Source organism: Jejudonia soesokkakensis, assembly GCF_042664795.1.
In the GTDB taxonomy this organism is placed as follows: domain Bacteria; phylum Bacteroidota; class Bacteroidia; order Flavobacteriales; family Flavobacteriaceae; genus Jejudonia; species Jejudonia soesokkakensis.
Genome location: NZ_JBHTBN010000004.1, coordinates 274,879 through 293,386, shown reverse-complemented (window position 1 = coordinate 293,386; position 18,508 = coordinate 274,879). Strand labels below are relative to the sequence as shown.

Below are 18,508 nucleotides of genomic sequence, written 5' to 3'. Positions count from 1 at the left end.
AGGGTAACTCCTACCAATCCATCCAAAATCTCCAAATCCTTAGAAGTCAAATCAAATACCTCACTGCCATCCCCATCATTATCACACTCAACATAATCCATAATAGGATCCTCTATCTCTGGGGAATTAAAGACTCTTAAAGTTAATGGAACAACATCACCGCACATAAAACTACTTTCTTCTAGTCGAGCATAAATAGTTTGGACTCCAATAACAGTATTAACAAAAGTCGTAGGATTTGGAATAGAATTAGCATTTCCATCTTCTGCATCATTTTCGTTTATATAATAAATAACCATTGTCCCCGTGGCACCATTTTGTATCTGAGCATCCCTCTGGGTAAGATCAAATTCAGCAAACCCATCATTAGGGGTATCATCACATTCAAATAAATCATCTGGTATTGCTGCTACAGGATTAGGTTGAAACGTAACCTCAACTTCATCTTCAACAAAACAAATCCCATTCCGCGCTTCTAATTTATATGTACCATCTACTGAAGGTGAAAAAGTTGCTCCTGTAGCGCCATTAATTATTGTATTATTTAAAAACCACTGGTAGGTAAACCTTGGTCCTAGAGGCATGCCTAAAATAGTTTGAGAACCAATACATGGAAATCTGTCTGGTCCTAAATCAAGGCCCTGCATAGACAGATCAACGGGTAAGATAAATTCGTTATTTGTTTCGTCTGTTTCATTTATGATACCTGCACCTGTTCCATCGTCATCTACTACAGCTATAAGATTAAAGTTGTTTGGAGTAGTCCCTGGAGGAAGGTTTAAGGTAACAAATCCGCTTTCGGAACCACCAATAGGAATATCTGCCATGGTCATAGTTTGTGCAACAAGTGTGGCATTTAAATAAATAGCAATAGGTGTATTGGCAGGAAGAAGCGACGTACTATTAAAATTTGAAACAGTATAGTTTACATCAATATCATTGTTCTCGCAAAGTACGCCAAGGTTATCGATCACAATGGTAGCATCAGGATTTTCAGAATTAATGGAAGTTATAATATTATTTACCATTACAAAATCTTGATCTGATGTGAGCTCAATAGTCGCACTTGTATCTCCCACCATAATCAAGTTCATTATATCAAAGAAGTCGAGATCCATATTATATAGATCTGGAGAATTGGTATAACTATTCGTGCCGTTAAAGGCATTATCATCGGGATTCAATGGGGGATTTCCAATTAAAGTTCCATTTATTCTAAGGGTCTCATTATTTGCTAATCCTTGATCACCCTCCCATGCTAAAAAGCCAATTTTAGCAAGATCCTGACTGGCAACATCAATATTATCTATGACAATACTTAGTGAAGGATTGTCTGCCGAAACTGACTCCAGACCATCAAACAGGCTTATTTGATTTAAGGTTAAAGAAGGGTCTTCGTATATCACCATGATTGCCCAGCCTCCATAATTAGTTGTATTGCCACAGTAGGCTCCAATAACACCTGTTAAATCTAAATCGGATAATGTATAAACGCCTTGTCCGTTATTCTGAAGAATAGACGTAACGTCTGCATAGGCAGAAAAATATTGTAAACCTTGTCCGCTGGTAAGCCCAAAAGTTCTTGAAGCAGAAACTGGTGTTCCGTTGAGAGACACGTCAAAATCTCCAGTGCCAGATCCTGACCAATACAATCGCGCAGCTATAAGTGTTTGAGAACCAGCTAGCGTGAATGTAGCGCTGCTTTGTGTTAAAATAGTACAATTGGAGGCAACTCCATTTTCTTCACTGTTTAATGTATTTCCAAAAGCAGTGTAATCATACCTCCCATTAAACTGTTCAAATAATTGAATTTGCTGTGCTGAAAGCTGGGTACTAACAACTACTAAAATGAGGAGTAAAATTTTATGCATGCGTAGGTTGTAATGGTGCCAAATATATTGAATACATTGCTTTTGTTTTCATATTTTTGCAAAAAAAAGCACTGCATGTCAGATTTTAACATTACCGTTCAATCCACTAACAACGAAAACATTGTAAAGTTTATTGCCAATACCTTTTTAACTCAGGCAAAAAGCTACGAGTTTAAAAATATTGATGAGGCTAAGGACAGCACCCTTGCACAGCAACTTTTCTACCTTCCGTTTGTAAAAACTGTGTACATTTCTCAGAATTTTATTGCTATTGAAAAATACAATATTGTAACATGGGAAGAGGTGCAGGAAGAGGTTTCAGAAGCCATAGAAGAATATCTAAAAAGCGGACAACCTGTTATAACAAATACTGTAGATTCAAAAAAAATCCCCGTGACGGTATATGCTGAAACCACACCAAATCCTTCGGTTTTAAAATTTGTTGCCAACAAAGAATTGGTGACTGGTACTTTCGAATTTAAAAGTATCGACGACACTCAACATGCTCCTATTGCAAAGGCGCTTTTTAATTTTCCTTTTGTAAAAGAGGTCTTTATGAGTGCTAACTATATTTCAGTAACCAAATATAATATAGCTGAATGGAATGAAATCTCTATGGAATTGCGTGAGTTTATTAGAAGCTACATTGAGGATGGAAACAAGCTACTTGAAGACGCTATTCTAACAACCAAAACCGCTTCAGAAAAAGTTGAAAATTCTTCTGAATCCATTTTAGAAAAAGATCTCAAAGATATTGATAAAGAAATTATAGCCATATTAGAAGAATATGTAAAGCCTGCCGTAGCAAGTGATGGAGGACATATTGCTTTTGAATCTTTTGACGAAAACACCAAAACCGTGCGAGTGATTCTTCAGGGAGCATGCAGTGGATGCCCTTCTTCGACAGTAACCTTAAAAAACGGAATTGAAACCATGCTCAAAGACATGTTGCAAGGTCGAGTACAAAATGTAGTAGCCATTAATGGGTAAGCTAAAGTTTGATAAAGGTTTAACGATTTTTGAGAGAAAAATGAGCTAGAAACCAGTATATTGAGCATTTCTAAATAATCATTTAAAATTTAATAGTATGGCAGTTTTAAAAGTAATCGAAATATTAGCAAACTCTAATAAAAGTTGGGAAGATGCTACCAATAATGCAGTGAAACATGCAGCTAAAAGCGTGAAAAATATTCGTTCAGTCTATATTAATGAGCAGAGTGCAATTGTTGAAGGTGACAATGTCACAGAATACAGAGTAAATGCGAAAATAACTTTTGAAGTAAAATAAAACAACCAAACAAATAGAACCGCTTTTAAAATAAAATTTAAAAGCGTGTTTTTTTTATTTTCTCATGAAATTAATTACATCTCTTCTCATTTTACTTGTATTAATATCCTGTAATTCTTCAAATAAAGAAACTGTGCAAGAACATTTATACACCAATGAACTCATTAATGAAACCAGTCCTTACTTGCTTCAGCATGCGCACAATCCTGTAGATTGGCGTGCGTGGAATGCAGCTACACTTGAAAAAGCAAAGACTGAAAATAAATTAATGGTAATAAGTATTGGTTATGCAGCTTGTCATTGGTGTCACGTAATGGAACATGAAAGTTTTGAAGATTCTATCGTTGCTTCGGTAATGAATAAAAATTTTATTTCAGTTAAAGTAGATAGAGAAGAAAGACCTGATGTAGACCAAATTTATATCAATGCAGTTCAGCTTATGACTGGAAGCGCAGGTTGGCCCCTAAATGTCATTACGCTTCCAGATGGTCGTCCAGTATTTGGAGCAACCTATATGAAAAAAGAACAATGGATTGATGCATTAGAACAAGTACAGAATATTTATACTTCTGAACCAGAAAGACTAGAAGCGTACGCAACACAACTTGAAGAAGGCATTAAAAGTATGGATCTTATTACGCTCAATACAAATGATGTTGATTTTTCTAGCTATCCTATCCATGAAATTATAAAAACATGGCAGGAAAATACTGACACATTATATGGTGGGCCTAAACGAGCACCAAAATTTATGATGCCTTCCAATTATCAATATTTACTAAGGCATGCTACACAAAACAAGGACCAAAAATTATTGGATAATGTTCTGTTGACATTAGATAAAATGGCCTATGGAGGAATTTATGATCAGATTGGGGGCGGATTTTCAAGATATAGTGTCGATATCAAATGGCATGTACCACATTTTGAGAAAATGTTGTACGATAATGCTCAATTAGTAAGTTTATATAGTGACGCTTATTTGGCAACCAAAAAGCCCTTATACAAGGATATAGTTACTGAAACACTTGAGTTTGTAGCTGCAGAATTAACCAATAATGAGGGCGCTTTTTATTCCTCTTTAGATGCAGATAGCAAAACTGAAAGTGGAGAATTAGAAGAAGGAACTTATTATACCTATACTCAAGAAGAACTGAAAGGCCTTTTAAAAGATGATTACCCATTATTTGAAAGCTACTATAATGTCAATGACTTCGGAAAGTGGGAAAATAACTTGTATGTTTTGATACGCACTAAGAGTGACGAGGAGATCGCTGAAGAATTTTCAGTTGCAACAGAAACGCTTCAGAAGAAAAAATTAAAATGGAAACAAACACTTTTGGACTACCGAAACGAAAGACCTAGACCAAGACTGGATGATAAAACATTAACCTCATGGAATGGGCTTATGATTAAAGGATATGTAGATGCATATAAAGCTTTGGGTTCTCCAAAGTATTTAGAAGCTGCATTAAAAAATGCTCGTTTCATTTCAGAAAATCAACTTCAGAAAAGCGGTGCTTTATATCATACTTATAAAGATGGAAAAAGCACTATTAATGGATATTTAGAGGATTATTCGGCTGTTATTGAAGCTTACATCGCTTTGTATGAGGTTACCTTAGACCAGCAATGGTTGGACACTGCAAAAAATCTTACAGAATATAGCTTCGAGCATTTTTTCGATGAAGAAAAAGGAATGTTTTATTTTACTTCAAAAGAGGATGCAGCGCTTATGACACGTACATTTGAATATCGTGATAATGTAATCCCGGCGTCAAATTCTATGATGGCAAAAAACCTCTTTAAACTTTCACACTACTTTGACAGTCCAAGGTTTGGAGAAACAGCACAACAAATGCTTAAAAATGTTGAAAAAGAAATGCAGCAATATCCTACAGGATTTTCTAACTGGCTGGATCTTTTGGCGAATTATCAGTCAAAATTTTATGAAGTTGTCGTTGTAGGACCAGAAGCTTCAGAAAAAATAAATGAGATCAATAAAACATATATTCCAAATAAATTAGTTGCTGGGAGCACTACTAAAGATGATGCATATTTATTGGAAGGCCGCTATATTGAAGGACAGACGTTAATTTATGTATGCGTCAATAACACGTGTAAATTACCCGTAAAAGAAGTTTCAGCAGCACTAAAATTAATACAATAAATACATGGAAAAATTTAAAGACTTAGATCTTTATATTGACAAATACGGACAGAAATTAATTGACTTTTTACCCAACTTTATAGGAGCTATTCTCTTATTATTTATAGGCTTATGGGTTATAAGGATGATCAATAAGCTTGTAAATAAGTTTTTTACAAAAAAAGATTACGATCCTACTTTGGAAAAATTTATAGGAAGTCTTATAGGCTGGGGCCTTAAGATTGTTCTTTTTGTTTTAGTCATTACACAACTAGGCGTAGAATCTGCTTCGCTAGTTGCTATTATTGGTGCAGCAGGACTTGCTATTGGTCTGGCATTACAAGGCTCTCTTGCTAATTTTGCTGGTGGAGTACTTATATTACTATTAAAACCTTTTAAGGTAGGTCATTTTATAAAAGCGCAAGGTGTTGAAGGTACTGTAAAAGAAATTTCTATTTTTAATACAAAGCTTACAACCTTTGGAAACCAATTGGCTGTTATTCCAAATGGAAAACTATCCAACGACAACATAATAAACTTCACAGAAGAAGGATTGCGTCGTGAGGCACTTACTTTTGGCATAAGTTATGATAGTAATATAAAAGAGGCCAAGGATATTTTACTTAATTTAGTTATGGAACAGGAAACAGTTTTAAAAATTGAAGATAAAATGCCTATGGTTGTTGTAAGTGAACTAGCAGACAGTTCGGTTAATTTATCCCTTAGGTACTGGAGTAAAATAGAAGATTTCTGGAACATACGATGGTTCACTTTAGAAGAAGGGAAAAGTAGACTTGAAGCAGCGGGTATTGTGATACCCTTTCCACAACGTGATGTACATCACTATAATTTAGAATATCAACAAAAAAATAAATAATAAAAAAATGAAAAAAATATTCTTACTGTTATTCGCTATACTACTAGCAACCCCTATGTTAGGGCAAAGAGTTAGAGGAAGCGTATTATTTAACCTGAAAAGAATGATGGATGAACAAGTCATAGACTATAATGGAAACGAAGAAGAAATCCTTGTAGGGTCAAGATATCTTAATGATGATTTTCTGGCTGGTACTATTTTTTACAAAGACTCCATAGTAGAGGACAATGTATTATTACGTTATAATATTTTTGATGACCAAATTGAAATGAAAGACCCTAGACTTGTTAAAGAAAAAGGATTTTATGGAGCTTTAGTAAAACAAAGAGATGTTTATGTAGAAATTGCTACAAAAAAATATAAGTTTTTTCCAACTTTTAATATAGACTCCTATGGCTCTTACTTAGAAGAAATAGAAGCTGGCGACAAATTTAGTCTCTACAGAAAATACAGTATTAGATTTTTGCCTAGAATAATTCCTAAAACTGATTATGATGAGAGAAGAGAACCTACTTTAGAGCTTTCTTCCAAACTATATTTAAGAGGAGAAAGTGGAGTTTTTGAAGAAATGCCTGAAGGCAGAAGAGCTTATAAGCTTTTTGAAAAGAATTCTGACAAAGTAAAAAAATACCTTAAATCTAACGATGTAGATTTTGATCAGAATTCTGATCTGCAAAAGTTGATTCGTTTTGCAAATTCGATTTAGAGCTACCCTACCTTAAAATCTTTAAGGTAATAAGGCTCAAAATAAGCGACATCTTCGGTGTCGTTTTTTTTGTACTTGTTTTCTGCTATTAGTGCCATCTCTTTTGAAGAAGGTTGAATGTTTTCCATAAAAACAACAGTAGTCCATTGACAAATTTCTTTAAACTTTGTCACTCCATTTCCAATACAAATTATTTTTGCTTCGGAAGCATATTCTTTGAAGGATGTTTCAGTTAAAATTTCGGCCTTTGTTTCACGAATTTGTTTTCTTTCTGAAGAAAAAACAGCCGAATACACTTCCATCCTACGTGCATCAATCATAGGAATAATGATTCCTTTTTCTGAAACTTTTTCAGCAAGAAGAGTTAATGTAGGAATTGAAATTAAAGGAATATCAAGCGCATAACACAATCCTTTGGCAGCCGAAACTCCAATACGCAATCCAGTATAAGAGCCAGGACCCTTACTTACCGCGATAGCATCGAGATTTTCCATAGTGACGGAAGCTTCTTTTAAAACATCGGCTATAAATACGTGTAACTTTTCGGCATGCGAATATCCTGCACTGTCATCTTCTCTAAATGCAATAACGCTTCCGTCTATCGAAAGCGTTACTGAACAATTTGTAGTTGCTGTTTCAAGGCACAAAATAGTTGCCATTATTCTTCGTTTTCTTCTTGTGTAACCTTTTTATCTTTCTTTTCAGTATCAATTAAGTCTCCTGTTTGAAGGCTCTTTGTAACCGTATTATAAGGCCCTGTAATAACCACGTCACCCTCTTGTAATCCTGTTTTAATTTCAATATTTGAATCATCCTGAATTCCTGTAGTCACCACTCGTAACTTAGCTTTCCCTCCATCGTTTACAAATACACATTCAAATTTCTCATCATTGATGTCAATTTTCTCTCTTCCTGCTTTTCGGGTACTGGAAGTATCATTTTTAATCACAATAGCGCTTATAGGCACTCCTATCACGTCTTCCTTTTTATTTGTAATAATATCAACCGTAGCTGTCATTCCAGGTCTAAAAGGAGAGTAACTTTCCGGCTTTCCTTCGGTAAGATCTGCGTACGACTCTGGTAAAATTCTAACCTTTACTTTAAAATTTGTCACCTGATCTGCAGTCAACGTACTTTGAGCAGAGTTTGCAATTTCGGTCACAATTCCTTTAAATTCTCTTTTCAAATAAGCATCTACTTCAACAATAGTAGAATCTCCCAATGCTAATTTTACAATATCATTTTCATTAACATCTACTTCAACCTCCATGTTATTTAAGTTAGCTACCCGAATAATTTCTGTACCTGCCATTTGAGCAGTTCCTACTACACGTTCTCCCAATTCTACTGCTAGCATTGAAATAGTACCATCCATAGGTGCATAAATAGAGGTACGTGACAAATTATCTCGAGTTTGCTTTACATTAGCTGCAGCACTTTGCACATTGTAATACGCAGACTGCTTCCCAGCTTGAGCTCCTTCATATTCTGCAATAGAACGATCCCATTCAGATTTAGAGATAACTCCTTTTTCAAACAATGTTTTGTTTCTATCGTAGTTGGCCTTAGCGTTTTTCAAGCTAGCTTCGGCTTGTGAAAGTTGAGCACGTACATTCTGTAAGCCTGCTTGCGACTGACTTAATGCTGCCTGAATTAAATCTGGATTGATCTTAACGAGCAGGTCTCCTTTTTTGACTTCTTGACCCTCTTTAACGGGTAGGTCAATAATTTCTCCTGAAACTTCAGAAGAAAGGCTTACCTCTACTTCTGGTTGAATTTTTCCAGTAGCCGCAACCGTTTCAACAATTTTAATGGGTGCAATAGTAGTTACTTCTACCTCTTTCCCAGTTTGTTTACTGCCAATCATTCCAGCACTATGTGCGCCTAATAAAGCAATTATCAATACAACGGCAATTACAACTACCCAAATAAGTGTCTTTTTTTTCATGCTTAAAACTTTAATTCTGTTGGATTAACTCCAAAATAGAGCTCCAATACTTTCAGTTTAAAAATATAATCATATTTTGCACGATTTAACTCTATTCGTGCATTATCGTAACGAAGTTTTGATTGGCTAAAATCAAATGCATTAGTTAAGCCCACATCGTATCGCTCTTTTGCGTACTCATAGGCTAACTCTTGCGATTCAATGGCAGCCTGTGCAGCTTCAAAAGCTTTTAAAGCACCTTGAGCATCCACATAAGCCTGATAAACATTAGATTCAAGATCTAGCTTTGCCTGCTCTAATTGATATCTTGTGCGCTCTACATTAATTTGACTTCTTTTTACATTACTACGTACTACAAAACCATTTAAAACTGGAATATTCAAATTTAATCCGTACGCAATACCATCATTTTGATACAATTGGTCTATAAAAGGATCTGCCCCTACGACACTCGTTACAAAATTTGGTGATTGTCCTATTACATTTTGACCCGTTGCTTCAACAGTCCCAATATCTTGAATTGTAAAAGGGTTGTCTGGATCTAATTCTTGAGAAAATGACGTCGCATCTGTATACCTAGTATCGTAGCTAAAAAATGCAGATAAGGTAGGATAATAAGCCCCTTTGGATAACTGAAGGTCTTTTTCTGCCAATTCTACATTGCTTTCTGCAATCTTTACCTCATTTCTGTTTTCTTCGGCTGCATTTATGATTTCGTCAACTGGCTTTAGCAACATTTCCTGATTTATCACCTCATACCCTTCGTCAACAATATCAAAATTTTCGTAATCCTTAATTAATAAAAGTTGTGCGAGGCTAATCAATGAAACCCGCACTGCATTTTGGGTTTGCGCTATATTTCGTAATTCTAAAGAGTTGGTAGCTTGAATTTCCAACAAATCACCCCTAGGTAGTGTACCAGCATCGACAAGGTTTTGAGTTCTTTCTATTTGAGCTAAGGTTACTTCATTTTGAGATTGTGCTACTTCAAGATTTGCTTTGTTCAGTAATACTTGAAGATAGGAATTTGCTACAAATAGTGAAATATCATCCTTCATTTTATCAAGGCGGTATAGTGATGCGAGCTGAGACAACTCTGCCCTTTGTACTTCTCTTAAATTACGTAACCCATCGAACAATGTGTACCCAACATTGATACGTCCAGTAGCCGATAAAAATGTTGTGGTTTGTGCATTGTTGGTAACTGGGTTAAAACTTAGTCCCGTATTTTCAGAAACACCCGCTCCTAAACTTAACGACGGAATAAAATTACCTATAGCACTTAGTTTATCCGCTTCGGTTGCTTCTACATCCAGTTCACTTTGTTTTATGGATATATTATTTTCTAGTGCATACTGCACACACTCTACCAGTGTCCATTTTTTTTGAGCACTCACTTGCGTGATCGTTACTAAGAGAATTAAAACCGAAACTATTTTTTTCATAATTGTGATCCAGTTGCTATTGGCTGGGTATCTTTTTGATTGTTGGTGCATAGGTCTTGTGTTTCTTGAAAGTGTTACAGATTATTTTAAAAAATTATCTCCCTCCAAAAGAAGGAGCAGGCTTTAACTGGTTCCAAACTTTGATTTTATCATTTTCTGAAACCCCACTTAAAACCTCTACTTGTAACCCATCGCTTACTCCTAAGGTAACATCACGCCGTTCAAATTCTTGATCTCCTATTGCAACTTCTACAAAAGGCTGTTGTGTTTTAGGATCGTATTGAACTAATGCTTCTTTTATCGCTAACACATCTTCAGCTTTTGCCAGAATAATGGAAGCATTGGCACTCAATCCTGCTCTTATAAATGTAGTATCCTGTTTAGAAAGACTTCCTTTAATTGCAAATTGTATAGCCCCATTTTCACTCACTCCTTTTGGCGCTATATAATCTAATACTGCATCAAACTTTTTATTTTCGATGGCTCCTACGGTAATCTCTAAGGGGAGATTTTCTGTAATTTTTCCAACTTCACTTTCATCCACTTTGCCTTCAAAAATCATTTTATCTACATCGGCTAACGTCGCTATAGTTGTACCGTCATTAAAATTATTAGATTCGATGACTTGATTCCCAGTTTTTACAGGAACATCCAAAACCATACCTGCCACTGTCGCTCTAATTTCTGTATTTGCTGAAGCTCCCAATCCGCTGGCAGTACCAGTTTTTACAATATCAAAAGTTTGCTGAGCTCCACCTAAATTAACTTTCTCTTGATTGTATCGCTGTTGCGCTTGATCAAAAGAAAGTTGCGCTTGATCAAACTCGTTAGCCGAAATTACACCTTTATCGAAGAGTCCCTTTTGACGATTGTAAATGCTTCGTTGACTTTCCAGCGCAAGACGTGCTGTTTCCACTTGAGTCCGTGCACTATTAATATTATTTCTAGCACTACTTAAAGAACTAACATTAGGGACCACTTTTACTTTTGCTATAAGATCTCCAGCTTTAATCACATCCCCAGCTTCCACAAAAATCTCATCGATAATTCCAGAAATATTAGGTTTAATGAGCACTTCTTCTTTAGGCACAATACTACCTGTAGCTACTGTTTTTCTAACAATAGTCTGCTTGCTTGGAGTTTCAGTTTCATAGATTACCGGATCTGCCTGATCTTTGGACCAGATGTACCATATCCCTCCTAAAAAAGATATGAGTATAAGTACTAAAACAATGACGGTTCCTGTTCTTTTCATAATGTTATATCCGATTCACTTCGGAATTTTTAATAGTTAATTATTGTATTAATCTGTTCTTAATGCGTCCACGGGTTTCATTTTTGTAGCACGCGTAGCTGGAATTAATCCTGCCAATATTCCTGATATGACTAAAATGAGTAATGCGATACCGACTACAATGATATTTACTGAAGGATTTGCAAAATTTTCTACCGGACCATTTAAGTTTGTAAAATAGTTCATGACCCAAATACCTCCAGCGGCGACTGCAATGCCAACCATTCCCGAAATAATTGTCAATACCAACGATTCCTGTAAGATTTGAACTCTGATGCTCCACGGAGTTGCACCTAAGGCTCTTCGCACCCCAATCTCCTTCGTTCTTTCTTTTACTACAATAAGCATGATATTACTAATTCCAATAACCCCTGAGAGCAAAATCAAAGCTCCCACAAAATATCCTACAAAAGTGAGAATATCAAAGAGCCCTGTAATCTTTCCGAAGGCTTCAGCTCTATCAAAATTACCAATAGCTCGCTGATCGTTGGGATGAATGCCGCGCTGCTCTCGCATGATCTCCATAATCGTAGGGATAAGTGTTGTTATGCTTGTTTCATCTTCCGCAGTAATAGCCATCCAGCCTACATCTTCACCTCTGTTAAATACCTGCGAAAATGTTGTAAAAGGAACATAGATACTGTTTGCTTCTTCCTCACTATCCCCATTACTGTTGGGCAAACTAAATGTCCCTATCACCATAAAGTTCACTCCGTTTATTTTTAAATAGGAGCCCACTACCTCTTCTCCTATATCGTACAACGCATCAACAACTCCTTTGCCTATCACCACCACTTTTCGTTTTGCATCAATATCTGAATAGCTCATAAACCTACCGGCATTGATATCCATGGGCTGCTGCAAAATATATTCAGGATAGTCTCCATTTACGGTAAAAGCGCCCGTTTTTTCATTTCTGGTTACATTATTTGCCCCCTGATACCCTCCCAATTGATTTCTTGGGGATACATATTTTAACTGCGGAATTCTCTCCTTAAGCACAGCTACATCCTGAATTTTAAACTGAACGCGCCTACCTTTAGGAAGTCCCTTATAAGGAATGGAAGTTCCTTGTCCCCACATAAACATAGAATTGGTTGCAAAATCACCAAAATCTTTGCTCACACCATTCCTCAACCCATTAGTAAGTGCTAATAATAAAACAAGTATCATGATCCCCCAGAAAACGCCAAAAGCAGTTAGCAACGTTCTGAATCTATTTGCATTCAGCGCCTCTACTATTTCGTTCCAACGGTCTCTGTTAAACATATTACTCGTCTCTTAAAGCTTCAATAGGTTTAATTCTTGCAGCTCTTCGCGCAGGAATATATCCTGCAAGGCCTCCTGCTACAATTAATATAATGACAGTGGTCATGGCAGTTGTAAAATCTACCTGTGGTGCTTTTATAAAATCATTATTTACCAAAGGACTTACAATTTGAAGCAAAATAACCCCAACAAATAATCCGAAAAATCCAGCAACAGCAGTAATAAATATTGATTCCTGTAAGATCATCATAATGATAGAACTAGGCAGAGCACCTATGGCTTTACGAATCCCAATTTCTTTAGTACGTTCTTTAACTACAATGAGCATGATATTACTTACCCCCACAACGCCTGCAATGATTGTTCCTATACCTATAAACCAGAATACATTTCGAATGGTGTCTATTAGGCTATAGATCTGTTTTGCCTGTTCTAGTGTGTTGCGAACCTGAACGGCTGCTCGATCTTCTGGGTGCACACTATACTTAGCTTTGATGTCTTGTTCAAAACCTTGAGACATGGCTTCGGAAAGAGCCACTGCTTCATCAAAATTATCACTCATTTTAACGGTATACGCTAACGAGCGTATCTTGTCACCTCCGTTAAATGCAACTTGTGATGTACTTAATGGAATAAAAACACGGGTTTCTTCTCGTTCTCCTCCAGGGTCTGAAAATACCCCAACAACCTTGAATTGAATTCCGAAGATGGAGATCATTTCTCCCACCGCAGGCTTTCCTTTAAATAGATCTTTTTGAATTTGATAGCCAATAACCGCAACCTTTCTTGAAGCATTTAGATCATCTACACTTAAAAAACGCCCCGAAGTCAAACTTGCATTCTCAATGTTTTGCTGATCTGGATACACACCTTCTAATCTATAATTTCCTGATTCATTATTATAAGTAATTTGACTTCCCCAAATATTATAGATGGATGTTTTATATTCTATGTCGTCTTCATACTTTCTGTTTATTTCATTAAAGTCTTCATTTCGTAACTGAATATATCGTCCAGGGTTCAATCCTTTATATTGTTTTGTAGTAACTCTTGTATTGACTGAAATGCGATTAGTAGCATCCTGCTCAAACTGTGTTTTTACACCCTTTTGAATTCCTGTACTAAAACCTAATAAAATGACAAGAATAAAAATGCCCGAAAATACAGATACCATGGTAAGAATTGTTTGTAGTAAATTCTTACGCATCGTTTCAAAAATCTCCTGCCAACTTTCTATATCAAACATGTAATTTTGCTTTAGCACTTACTTGCGAAACTTTAGAATCGTCTATAATAATTCCATCTTTCAGATTTACAATTCTTTTAGTCATGTGAGCAATATCATCTTCATGCGTTACCACTATTATAGTTTTTCCTTCATCATTTATTCCTTGTATAAGCTCCATCACACCATAAGATGTTTTTGTATCCAGAGCTCCTGTTGGCTCATCTGCTAACAATACTTTAGGGTCACTTGCCAATGCTCTGGCAATTGCCACACGTTGCTTTTGACCTCCAGAAAGCTCACTGGGAAGATGGGAAGCCCAATCTGCAAGACCTACTTTATCAAGATAATGCATTGCTTTTTCAATTCGTAAACTACGCTTTACCCCTTGATAATAAAGAGGCATGGCTACATTATCGAGTGCAGACTTATAATTAATAAGATTAAAAGACTGAAAGATGAATCCGAGAAACTGATTTCTATATTTGGCGGCAATTTTTTCATTCAGGTTTTTAATAGGCTTATTGTCTAGGGTGTAACTTCCGCTATCTGCTTCATCGAGCATTCCTAAGATATTGAGAAGTGTGGATTTACCTGAGCCAGAGGAACCCATAATTGAAACCATTTCACCTTCAGCAACAGTAAAATTAATTCCCTTTAAAACATGAAGCGAATTTGCTCCCATTTGATAGGATTTGTGTAAGTCTTTGATCTCAATCATAGTAAAAAATATGGGTTACAAAATAACAGCTTACTTACTGCAATAATGTGAAATTGATGTTAAGACTTAGGGGATTCAGGTTTTTGAAAGTCTTACAGTACAAGACTCTAAAAACTAAAATGAGTTACAGTTAAAATGTGAAGATATTGTTAAGATTCTTCTTGTTTTGCTTTTTTACGCATTCTATAAATTACGTATCCAACCCCACCAACCAAAAGATAGGGCATTAACATTAAATACATAATACCATTGTTAATTCCTTTTGCCGCTTGACCTCCTTCTTCACTTTCAAGTACTGCACGGCACATCGCACATTGAGCTTCTGCAGGTAGGATTACAAGCAGTACTACTAAACTTAAAAAAATAGGAGTTCGTTTCATTAGTAGTAAGGGGAAATCATTAGGTAAACTAGCACACCAGTAATTGCGACATATAACCAAATTGGAAATGTAATACGTGCTATTTTTTTATGCTGCGGAAACTGACCCGTAATGGCACGAACATAGGTGATTAAAACAAAAGGGATCACAGTGATCGAAAGCAGAATATGACTTATAAGTATAAAGAAGTAAACATATCGTAAAGGACCTTCACCACCGTATGAAGTTGAATCTGATGTCATATGATACGCCACATACATAAGCAAAAACAAAGCTGAAAGTACAATGCACGTTTTCATGATACGCTCATGAGTTCGAATGTTTCCTTTTTTTATCTGAAACAAAGCAACTACCAATAAAATAGCCGTTAGACCATTTATACTTGCATAGATTGGAGGTAGAAATCCTAATCGTTCCACACCAGGAATTCTCACTGTGAACAAAACCGCAACAGCTATTGGTATTATAATACTTAAAACCCAAATCCAGACATTGTATTTTTTTGCTGAAACATCACTCATATTATAATAATTTTTTAATGTCTTCTATGATCATGGTAATTCCCTCCTGCGTTAATCCATCGTAGTAGATAATTGGATTTCCATTCTCATCATAGCGTGAACGAATATTTCCTTCCTGATCTACTAATGCAAAAAAGCCTGAATGTTCAAAAGAAGCTTCAGAATCTTCTGTTCCTGGCACTTCGCCAGCATACAAATTAAATCCTTTGTTTGCCAACGTGTAGATATCAAATTTTTCACCTGTAAGCAAATGCCAATGCGGGTTCGTAATTTCGTATGCTTCTGCATAATCTTTTAAAACTTCTGGCGTATCATAGGTAGGATCAATACTAAAAGATGCGATCCCAAGATTTGGGTTTCCGTAGAATTCATTCTGAATCTTCACCATATTTTGATTCATAATAGGACAAATGTCGGGACAGGTGGTAAAGAAAAATTCTACCACATACACTTTTTCGTGATAATCTGCATTGGTAATGGTTTCACCGTCTTGATTGGTGAAACTAAATGCAGGCACTTCTCCAATCGTAGCAAGATCTGGTTCACCAAAAGAATCGACAATTTTAGGAACTGCCCAAATCCCAAAAAGCAATATGATAAATGTAATCCCTACATACGAATAGTTTGTCTTTTTCATATTTGTCTATTTGAGTTGTTTTTCTTCAGTGCTAATCGGTACTCAGCCAAGACCACTTTCACATCATCATCCATCTTATTGTTTATTTCTGAATAATTTCTAGCATCAAATCCCTGCATGATGCCTACATCATCATCATCGGTTCTTCCACGTAAATTTTTGTTTTTATCAATAATAAATACGAATGGTGTACTACTATCTGAAGCTAACATATAATCTGTCTGAAGAGAAGAAAACAACCTGTCAATATTTTCTGGAGTTCCAAAACCGAATACCCATCTTTTTGTGTCTGCAATTTCACTTATTTCATTTTTAAGTATGGCTACATCTGCTTCGGTGCCTTCTGGTACTATAGTTACAAATTGAAAGTCTTCAAATTCTGCATATTTATTATAAATCTTGTGCGTAAGATTAAAGGCGTTGGCTTTTTTTGATAAAGGATCGGTTCCTAAAAAACTCAACACTGTAATCTTATCATGCAACATAACAGGCTTTCCTTCTGAGGTTGTAAAAGCTGTTGTTTCTTTGACATTTTCAGTAAGTACAGGCAACTGCTTAAAAAGGTCTGTCCCTGAAGCAAAGAAAACGTATATCGTTAATGGCAATACGAATAATATCCCTAGAACAATGTATTTTTTTACTTGCATAACCTGCTTAATTTTCTTTACAAAAATACTTCAGAAAAGCAGTATTACCAATGAAATTATCTGCTATTTACAAAAAACCCAGACGTATGAGGTCTGGGTTTAAATTTTTTTAAGAAAAAGTTTAGTTAGAAATTAAACTTTACATAATTGCTTTTATACACTTCATAGATATAATCTCCTTCAATCAAAAGTATCAATACTAAATAACAGATTAGAAATATTGCTGTCCAAACAACTGCTCTTCGCAATCCTTTGGTTTCATCGCGCATGTGCATAAAATCCCATGTGATATAATATGCTTTTACAATGGTAAGAATGATGAAAATCCAATTAAGGAGTTTCATTGCGATAAACGTATTTTCGGTTAAGAACGCTGGCTTATAGATCCCCAGAGCAACTTCAATGATGGTTACTACAGATAAGAATCCAAAAACAAACCAGATCTTAGCAACGTTTGATTTAAACTTTACTGTCCCTCTGAAGATTGCTAAATTATGCTCGTGATGTGCCATTTTTTAAATAAATATTTTAAACCAGGTAAAAGAATGTAAATACAAATACCCAAACTAAATCTACAAAGTGCCAGTACAATCCTACTTTCTCTACCATTTCATAATGTCCTCTACGTTCGTAAGTGCCAATAATAACATTAAAGAAAATAATACAGTTAATGATCACACCTGATAGTACGTGAAATCCGTGAAATCCCGTTATAAAGAAAAAGAAATCTGCAAACAGTGGTGTTCCGTATTCGTTATGTTTCAGGTTAGCTCCTTCAACCACTAGCTTTCCATCATTTATTAATTTTGCTTCGGAAGCTTCTCTCGTTAAAACAGTTGGTTTTCCATTTTCATCATAATACTGAGTTCTCACTAGCAAGTCATCATTTGCCAGGAAACCAGCTTTCACTTCTTCAAAACTGTAAGTAGTTTGTGTTCCTTCAGCTTCATACCAAACACCATTGCTTTCTAGATGCGTTTCTTTAGCAGTAGGAATATGAATTGCAAAATCTTTAATCGCAACGCGTTCTCCTTCAGTATTTAAAAACTGAAGAATTTTTCCCCCTTTGGTTTCAACAGCTCCATAATCACCTTTGATAAAAGTATTCCATTCCCAAGCCTGAGAACCTACGAATATAGCACCACCAATAATCGTTAGGAACATATAAAGGATAACCTTATTTTTTTGCATTTTATGTCCTGCATCTACAGCTAGTACCATAGTTACAGAAGAGAAAATAAGGATAAATGTCATAAACGCCACATAATACATGGGCGCATCTACACCGTGTAAAAATGGAAAGTGTGTAAATACCTCATCGGCGATTGGCCACTGGTCAATAAATTTGAATCTTGAGAAACCGTAAGAGGCAAGGAATCCAGAGAATGTTAAGGCATCTGAAACAATGAAGAACCACATCATCATTTTTCCGTAGCTGGCTCTTAGAGGTTTGTTTCCGCCTCCCCAGGTTTTTCCTTCAGTACCTGTTTTAGCAACAGTTGCTTCCATAGAAGTAGTTGGTGTTAAATT

19 protein-coding genes are annotated in these 18,508 nt (G+C 35.8%); 5 read left to right on the top strand and 14 right to left on the bottom strand.

Annotation, left to right across the window (positions count from 1 at the left end):
- A partial coding sequence (locus ACFQO1_RS09805; RefSeq protein ID WP_380217859.1) for a CARDB domain-containing protein occupies positions 1-1,871 on the bottom strand: 1,871 nt, incomplete at its 3' end.
- A 75-nt stretch (positions 1,872-1,946) separates the two neighbouring features.
- Between ACFQO1_RS09805 and ACFQO1_RS09800 the strand changes: the two genes are divergently transcribed.
- The 5 genes from ACFQO1_RS09800 (at position 1,947) to ACFQO1_RS09780 (ending at position 6,891) form a co-directional block, all read left to right on the top strand.
- Entirely contained in the window at positions 1,947-2,861 is a 915-nt protein-coding gene (locus tag ACFQO1_RS09800) for a NifU family protein (protein ID WP_380217858.1), read from the top strand.
- 97 nt (positions 2,862-2,958) lie between these two features.
- Positions 2,959-3,159, top strand: coding sequence for a dodecin family protein (locus tag ACFQO1_RS09795; protein WP_380217857.1), 201 nt, complete (start codon positions 2,959-2,961; stop codon positions 3,157-3,159).
- A gap of 133 nt (positions 3,160-3,292) precedes the next feature.
- Positions 3,293-5,329 (top strand): thioredoxin domain-containing protein, encoded by a 2,037-nt coding sequence (locus ACFQO1_RS09790; protein WP_380217856.1) that lies wholly within the window; start codon positions 3,293-3,295, stop codon positions 5,327-5,329.
- A gap of 4 nt (positions 5,330-5,333) precedes the next feature.
- The gene (locus tag ACFQO1_RS09785; protein WP_380217855.1) at positions 5,334-6,185 is read left to right on the top strand and encodes a mechanosensitive ion channel family protein; all 852 of its coding nucleotides are present in this window, start codon (positions 5,334-5,336) and stop codon (positions 6,183-6,185) included.
- A 7-nt stretch (positions 6,186-6,192) separates the two neighbouring features.
- The gene (locus ACFQO1_RS09780; RefSeq protein WP_380217854.1) at positions 6,193-6,891 is read left to right on the top strand and encodes a hypothetical protein; all 699 of its coding nucleotides are present in this window, start codon (positions 6,193-6,195) and stop codon (positions 6,889-6,891) included.
- A gap of 2 nt (positions 6,892-6,893) precedes the next feature.
- On the opposite strand, the gene tsaB is transcribed toward ACFQO1_RS09780, so the two are convergent.
- The 13 genes from tsaB to ACFQO1_RS09715 form a co-directional block, all read right to left on the bottom strand.
- Entirely contained in the window at positions 6,894-7,550 is a 657-nt protein-coding gene (gene tsaB, locus ACFQO1_RS09775; RefSeq protein ID WP_380217852.1) for a tRNA (adenosine(37)-N6)-threonylcarbamoyltransferase complex dimerization subunit type 1 TsaB, read from the bottom strand.
- Positions 7,550-8,839, bottom strand: coding sequence for an efflux RND transporter periplasmic adaptor subunit (locus ACFQO1_RS09770; RefSeq protein WP_380217851.1), 1,290 nt, complete (start codon positions 8,837-8,839; stop codon positions 7,550-7,552). The genes tsaB and ACFQO1_RS09770 overlap by 1 nt, the downstream gene beginning before the upstream one ends.
- A gap of 2 nt (positions 8,840-8,841) precedes the next feature.
- Positions 8,842-10,284, bottom strand: a complete 1,443-nt coding sequence (locus tag ACFQO1_RS09765) for a TolC family protein (RefSeq protein ID WP_380217850.1) — start codon at positions 10,282-10,284, stop codon at positions 8,842-8,844.
- A gap of 94 nt (positions 10,285-10,378) precedes the next feature.
- Positions 10,379-11,539: an efflux RND transporter periplasmic adaptor subunit gene (locus tag ACFQO1_RS09760; RefSeq protein WP_380217849.1), complete on the bottom strand. Its 1,161-nt coding sequence runs from the start codon at positions 11,537-11,539 to the stop codon at positions 10,379-10,381.
- A 48-nt stretch (positions 11,540-11,587) separates the two neighbouring features.
- A complete protein-coding gene (locus tag ACFQO1_RS09755; protein ID WP_380217847.1) occupies positions 11,588-12,847 on the bottom strand; it encodes an ABC transporter permease in 1,260 nt (419 codons plus the stop codon).
- A gap of 1 nt (position 12,848) precedes the next feature.
- Positions 12,849-14,093, bottom strand: coding sequence for an ABC transporter permease (locus ACFQO1_RS09750; protein ID WP_380217846.1), 1,245 nt, complete (start codon positions 14,091-14,093; stop codon positions 12,849-12,851).
- On the bottom strand, positions 14,086-14,793 hold the full coding sequence (locus ACFQO1_RS09745) for an ABC transporter ATP-binding protein (RefSeq protein WP_380217845.1): 708 nt from the start codon (positions 14,791-14,793) through the stop codon (positions 14,086-14,088). Before ACFQO1_RS09745 ends, ACFQO1_RS09750 begins: the two co-directional genes overlap by 8 nt.
- A gap of 149 nt (positions 14,794-14,942) precedes the next feature.
- The gene (locus tag ACFQO1_RS09740) at positions 14,943-15,173 is read right to left on the bottom strand and encodes a hypothetical protein (RefSeq protein WP_380217844.1); all 231 of its coding nucleotides are present in this window, start codon (positions 15,171-15,173) and stop codon (positions 14,943-14,945) included.
- Positions 15,173-15,694, bottom strand: coding sequence for a DUF420 domain-containing protein (locus tag ACFQO1_RS09735; RefSeq protein WP_380217843.1), 522 nt, complete (start codon positions 15,692-15,694; stop codon positions 15,173-15,175). The genes ACFQO1_RS09740 and ACFQO1_RS09735 overlap by 1 nt, the downstream gene beginning before the upstream one ends.
- Position 15,695: 1 nt before the next feature.
- Positions 15,696-16,331 carry an SCO family protein gene (locus ACFQO1_RS09730; protein ID WP_380217842.1) on the bottom strand — a complete coding sequence of 212 codons (636 nt, stop codon included), beginning with the start codon at positions 16,329-16,331 and terminating at the stop codon, positions 15,696-15,698.
- Positions 16,328-16,978, bottom strand: coding sequence for a hypothetical protein (locus tag ACFQO1_RS09725; RefSeq protein WP_380217841.1), 651 nt, complete (start codon positions 16,976-16,978; stop codon positions 16,328-16,330). Before ACFQO1_RS09725 ends, ACFQO1_RS09730 begins: the two co-directional genes overlap by 4 nt.
- A 125-nt stretch (positions 16,979-17,103) precedes the next feature.
- A complete protein-coding gene (locus tag ACFQO1_RS09720; RefSeq protein WP_380217840.1) occupies positions 17,104-17,490 on the bottom strand; it encodes a cytochrome C oxidase subunit IV family protein in 387 nt (128 codons plus the stop codon).
- Positions 17,491-17,506: 16 nt separating this feature from the next.
- Positions 17,507-18,487, bottom strand: a complete 981-nt coding sequence (locus ACFQO1_RS09715) for a cytochrome c oxidase subunit 3 (protein WP_380217865.1) — start codon at positions 18,485-18,487, stop codon at positions 17,507-17,509.
- Between the last annotated feature and the right edge of the window lie 21 nt (positions 18,488-18,508).

What these genes read in the sequence shown, in the direction of transcription:
- ACFQO1_RS09800 (WP_380217858.1), top strand. Translation starts at nt 1,947, where the DNA reads ATGTCAGATTTTAACATTACCGTTCAATCCACTAACAACGAAAACATT.
- ACFQO1_RS09795 (WP_380217857.1), top strand. Translation starts at nt 2,959, where the DNA reads ATGGCAGTTTTAAAAGTAATCGAAATATTAGCAAACTCTAATAAAAGT.
- ACFQO1_RS09785 (WP_380217855.1), top strand. Translation starts at nt 5,334, where the DNA reads ATGGAAAAATTTAAAGACTTAGATCTTTATATTGACAAATACGGACAG.
- ACFQO1_RS09780 (WP_380217854.1), top strand. Translation starts at nt 6,193, where the DNA reads ATGAAAAAAATATTCTTACTGTTATTCGCTATACTACTAGCAACCCCT.
- tsaB (WP_380217852.1), bottom strand. Translation starts at nt 7,550, where the DNA reads ATGGCAACTATTTTGTGCCTTGAAACAGCAACTACAAATTGTTCAGTA.
- ACFQO1_RS09770 (WP_380217851.1), bottom strand. Translation starts at nt 8,839, where the DNA reads ATGAAAAAAAAGACACTTATTTGGGTAGTTGTAATTGCCGTTGTATTG.
- ACFQO1_RS09765 (WP_380217850.1), bottom strand. Translation starts at nt 10,284, where the DNA reads ATGAAAAAAATAGTTTCGGTTTTAATTCTCTTAGTAACGATCACGCAA.
- ACFQO1_RS09760 (WP_380217849.1), bottom strand. Translation starts at nt 11,539, where the DNA reads ATGAAAAGAACAGGAACCGTCATTGTTTTAGTACTTATACTCATATCT.
- ACFQO1_RS09755 (WP_380217847.1), bottom strand. Translation starts at nt 12,847, where the DNA reads ATGTTTAACAGAGACCGTTGGAACGAAATAGTAGAGGCGCTGAATGCA.
- ACFQO1_RS09750 (WP_380217846.1), bottom strand. Translation starts at nt 14,093, where the DNA reads ATGTTTGATATAGAAAGTTGGCAGGAGATTTTTGAAACGATGCGTAAG.
- ACFQO1_RS09745 (WP_380217845.1), bottom strand. Translation starts at nt 14,793, where the DNA reads ATGATTGAGATCAAAGACTTACACAAATCCTATCAAATGGGAGCAAAT.
- ACFQO1_RS09740 (WP_380217844.1), bottom strand. Translation starts at nt 15,173, where the DNA reads ATGAAACGAACTCCTATTTTTTTAAGTTTAGTAGTACTGCTTGTAATC.
- ACFQO1_RS09735 (WP_380217843.1), bottom strand. Translation starts at nt 15,694, where the DNA reads ATGAGTGATGTTTCAGCAAAAAAATACAATGTCTGGATTTGGGTTTTA.
- ACFQO1_RS09730 (WP_380217842.1), bottom strand. Translation starts at nt 16,331, where the DNA reads ATGAAAAAGACAAACTATTCGTATGTAGGGATTACATTTATCATATTG.
- ACFQO1_RS09725 (WP_380217841.1), bottom strand. Translation starts at nt 16,978, where the DNA reads ATGCAAGTAAAAAAATACATTGTTCTAGGGATATTATTCGTATTGCCA.
- ACFQO1_RS09720 (WP_380217840.1), bottom strand. Translation starts at nt 17,490, where the DNA reads ATGGCACATCACGAGCATAATTTAGCAATCTTCAGAGGGACAGTAAAG.
- ACFQO1_RS09715 (WP_380217865.1), bottom strand. Translation starts at nt 18,487, where the DNA reads ATGGAAGCAACTGTTGCTAAAACAGGTACTGAAGGAAAAACCTGGGGA.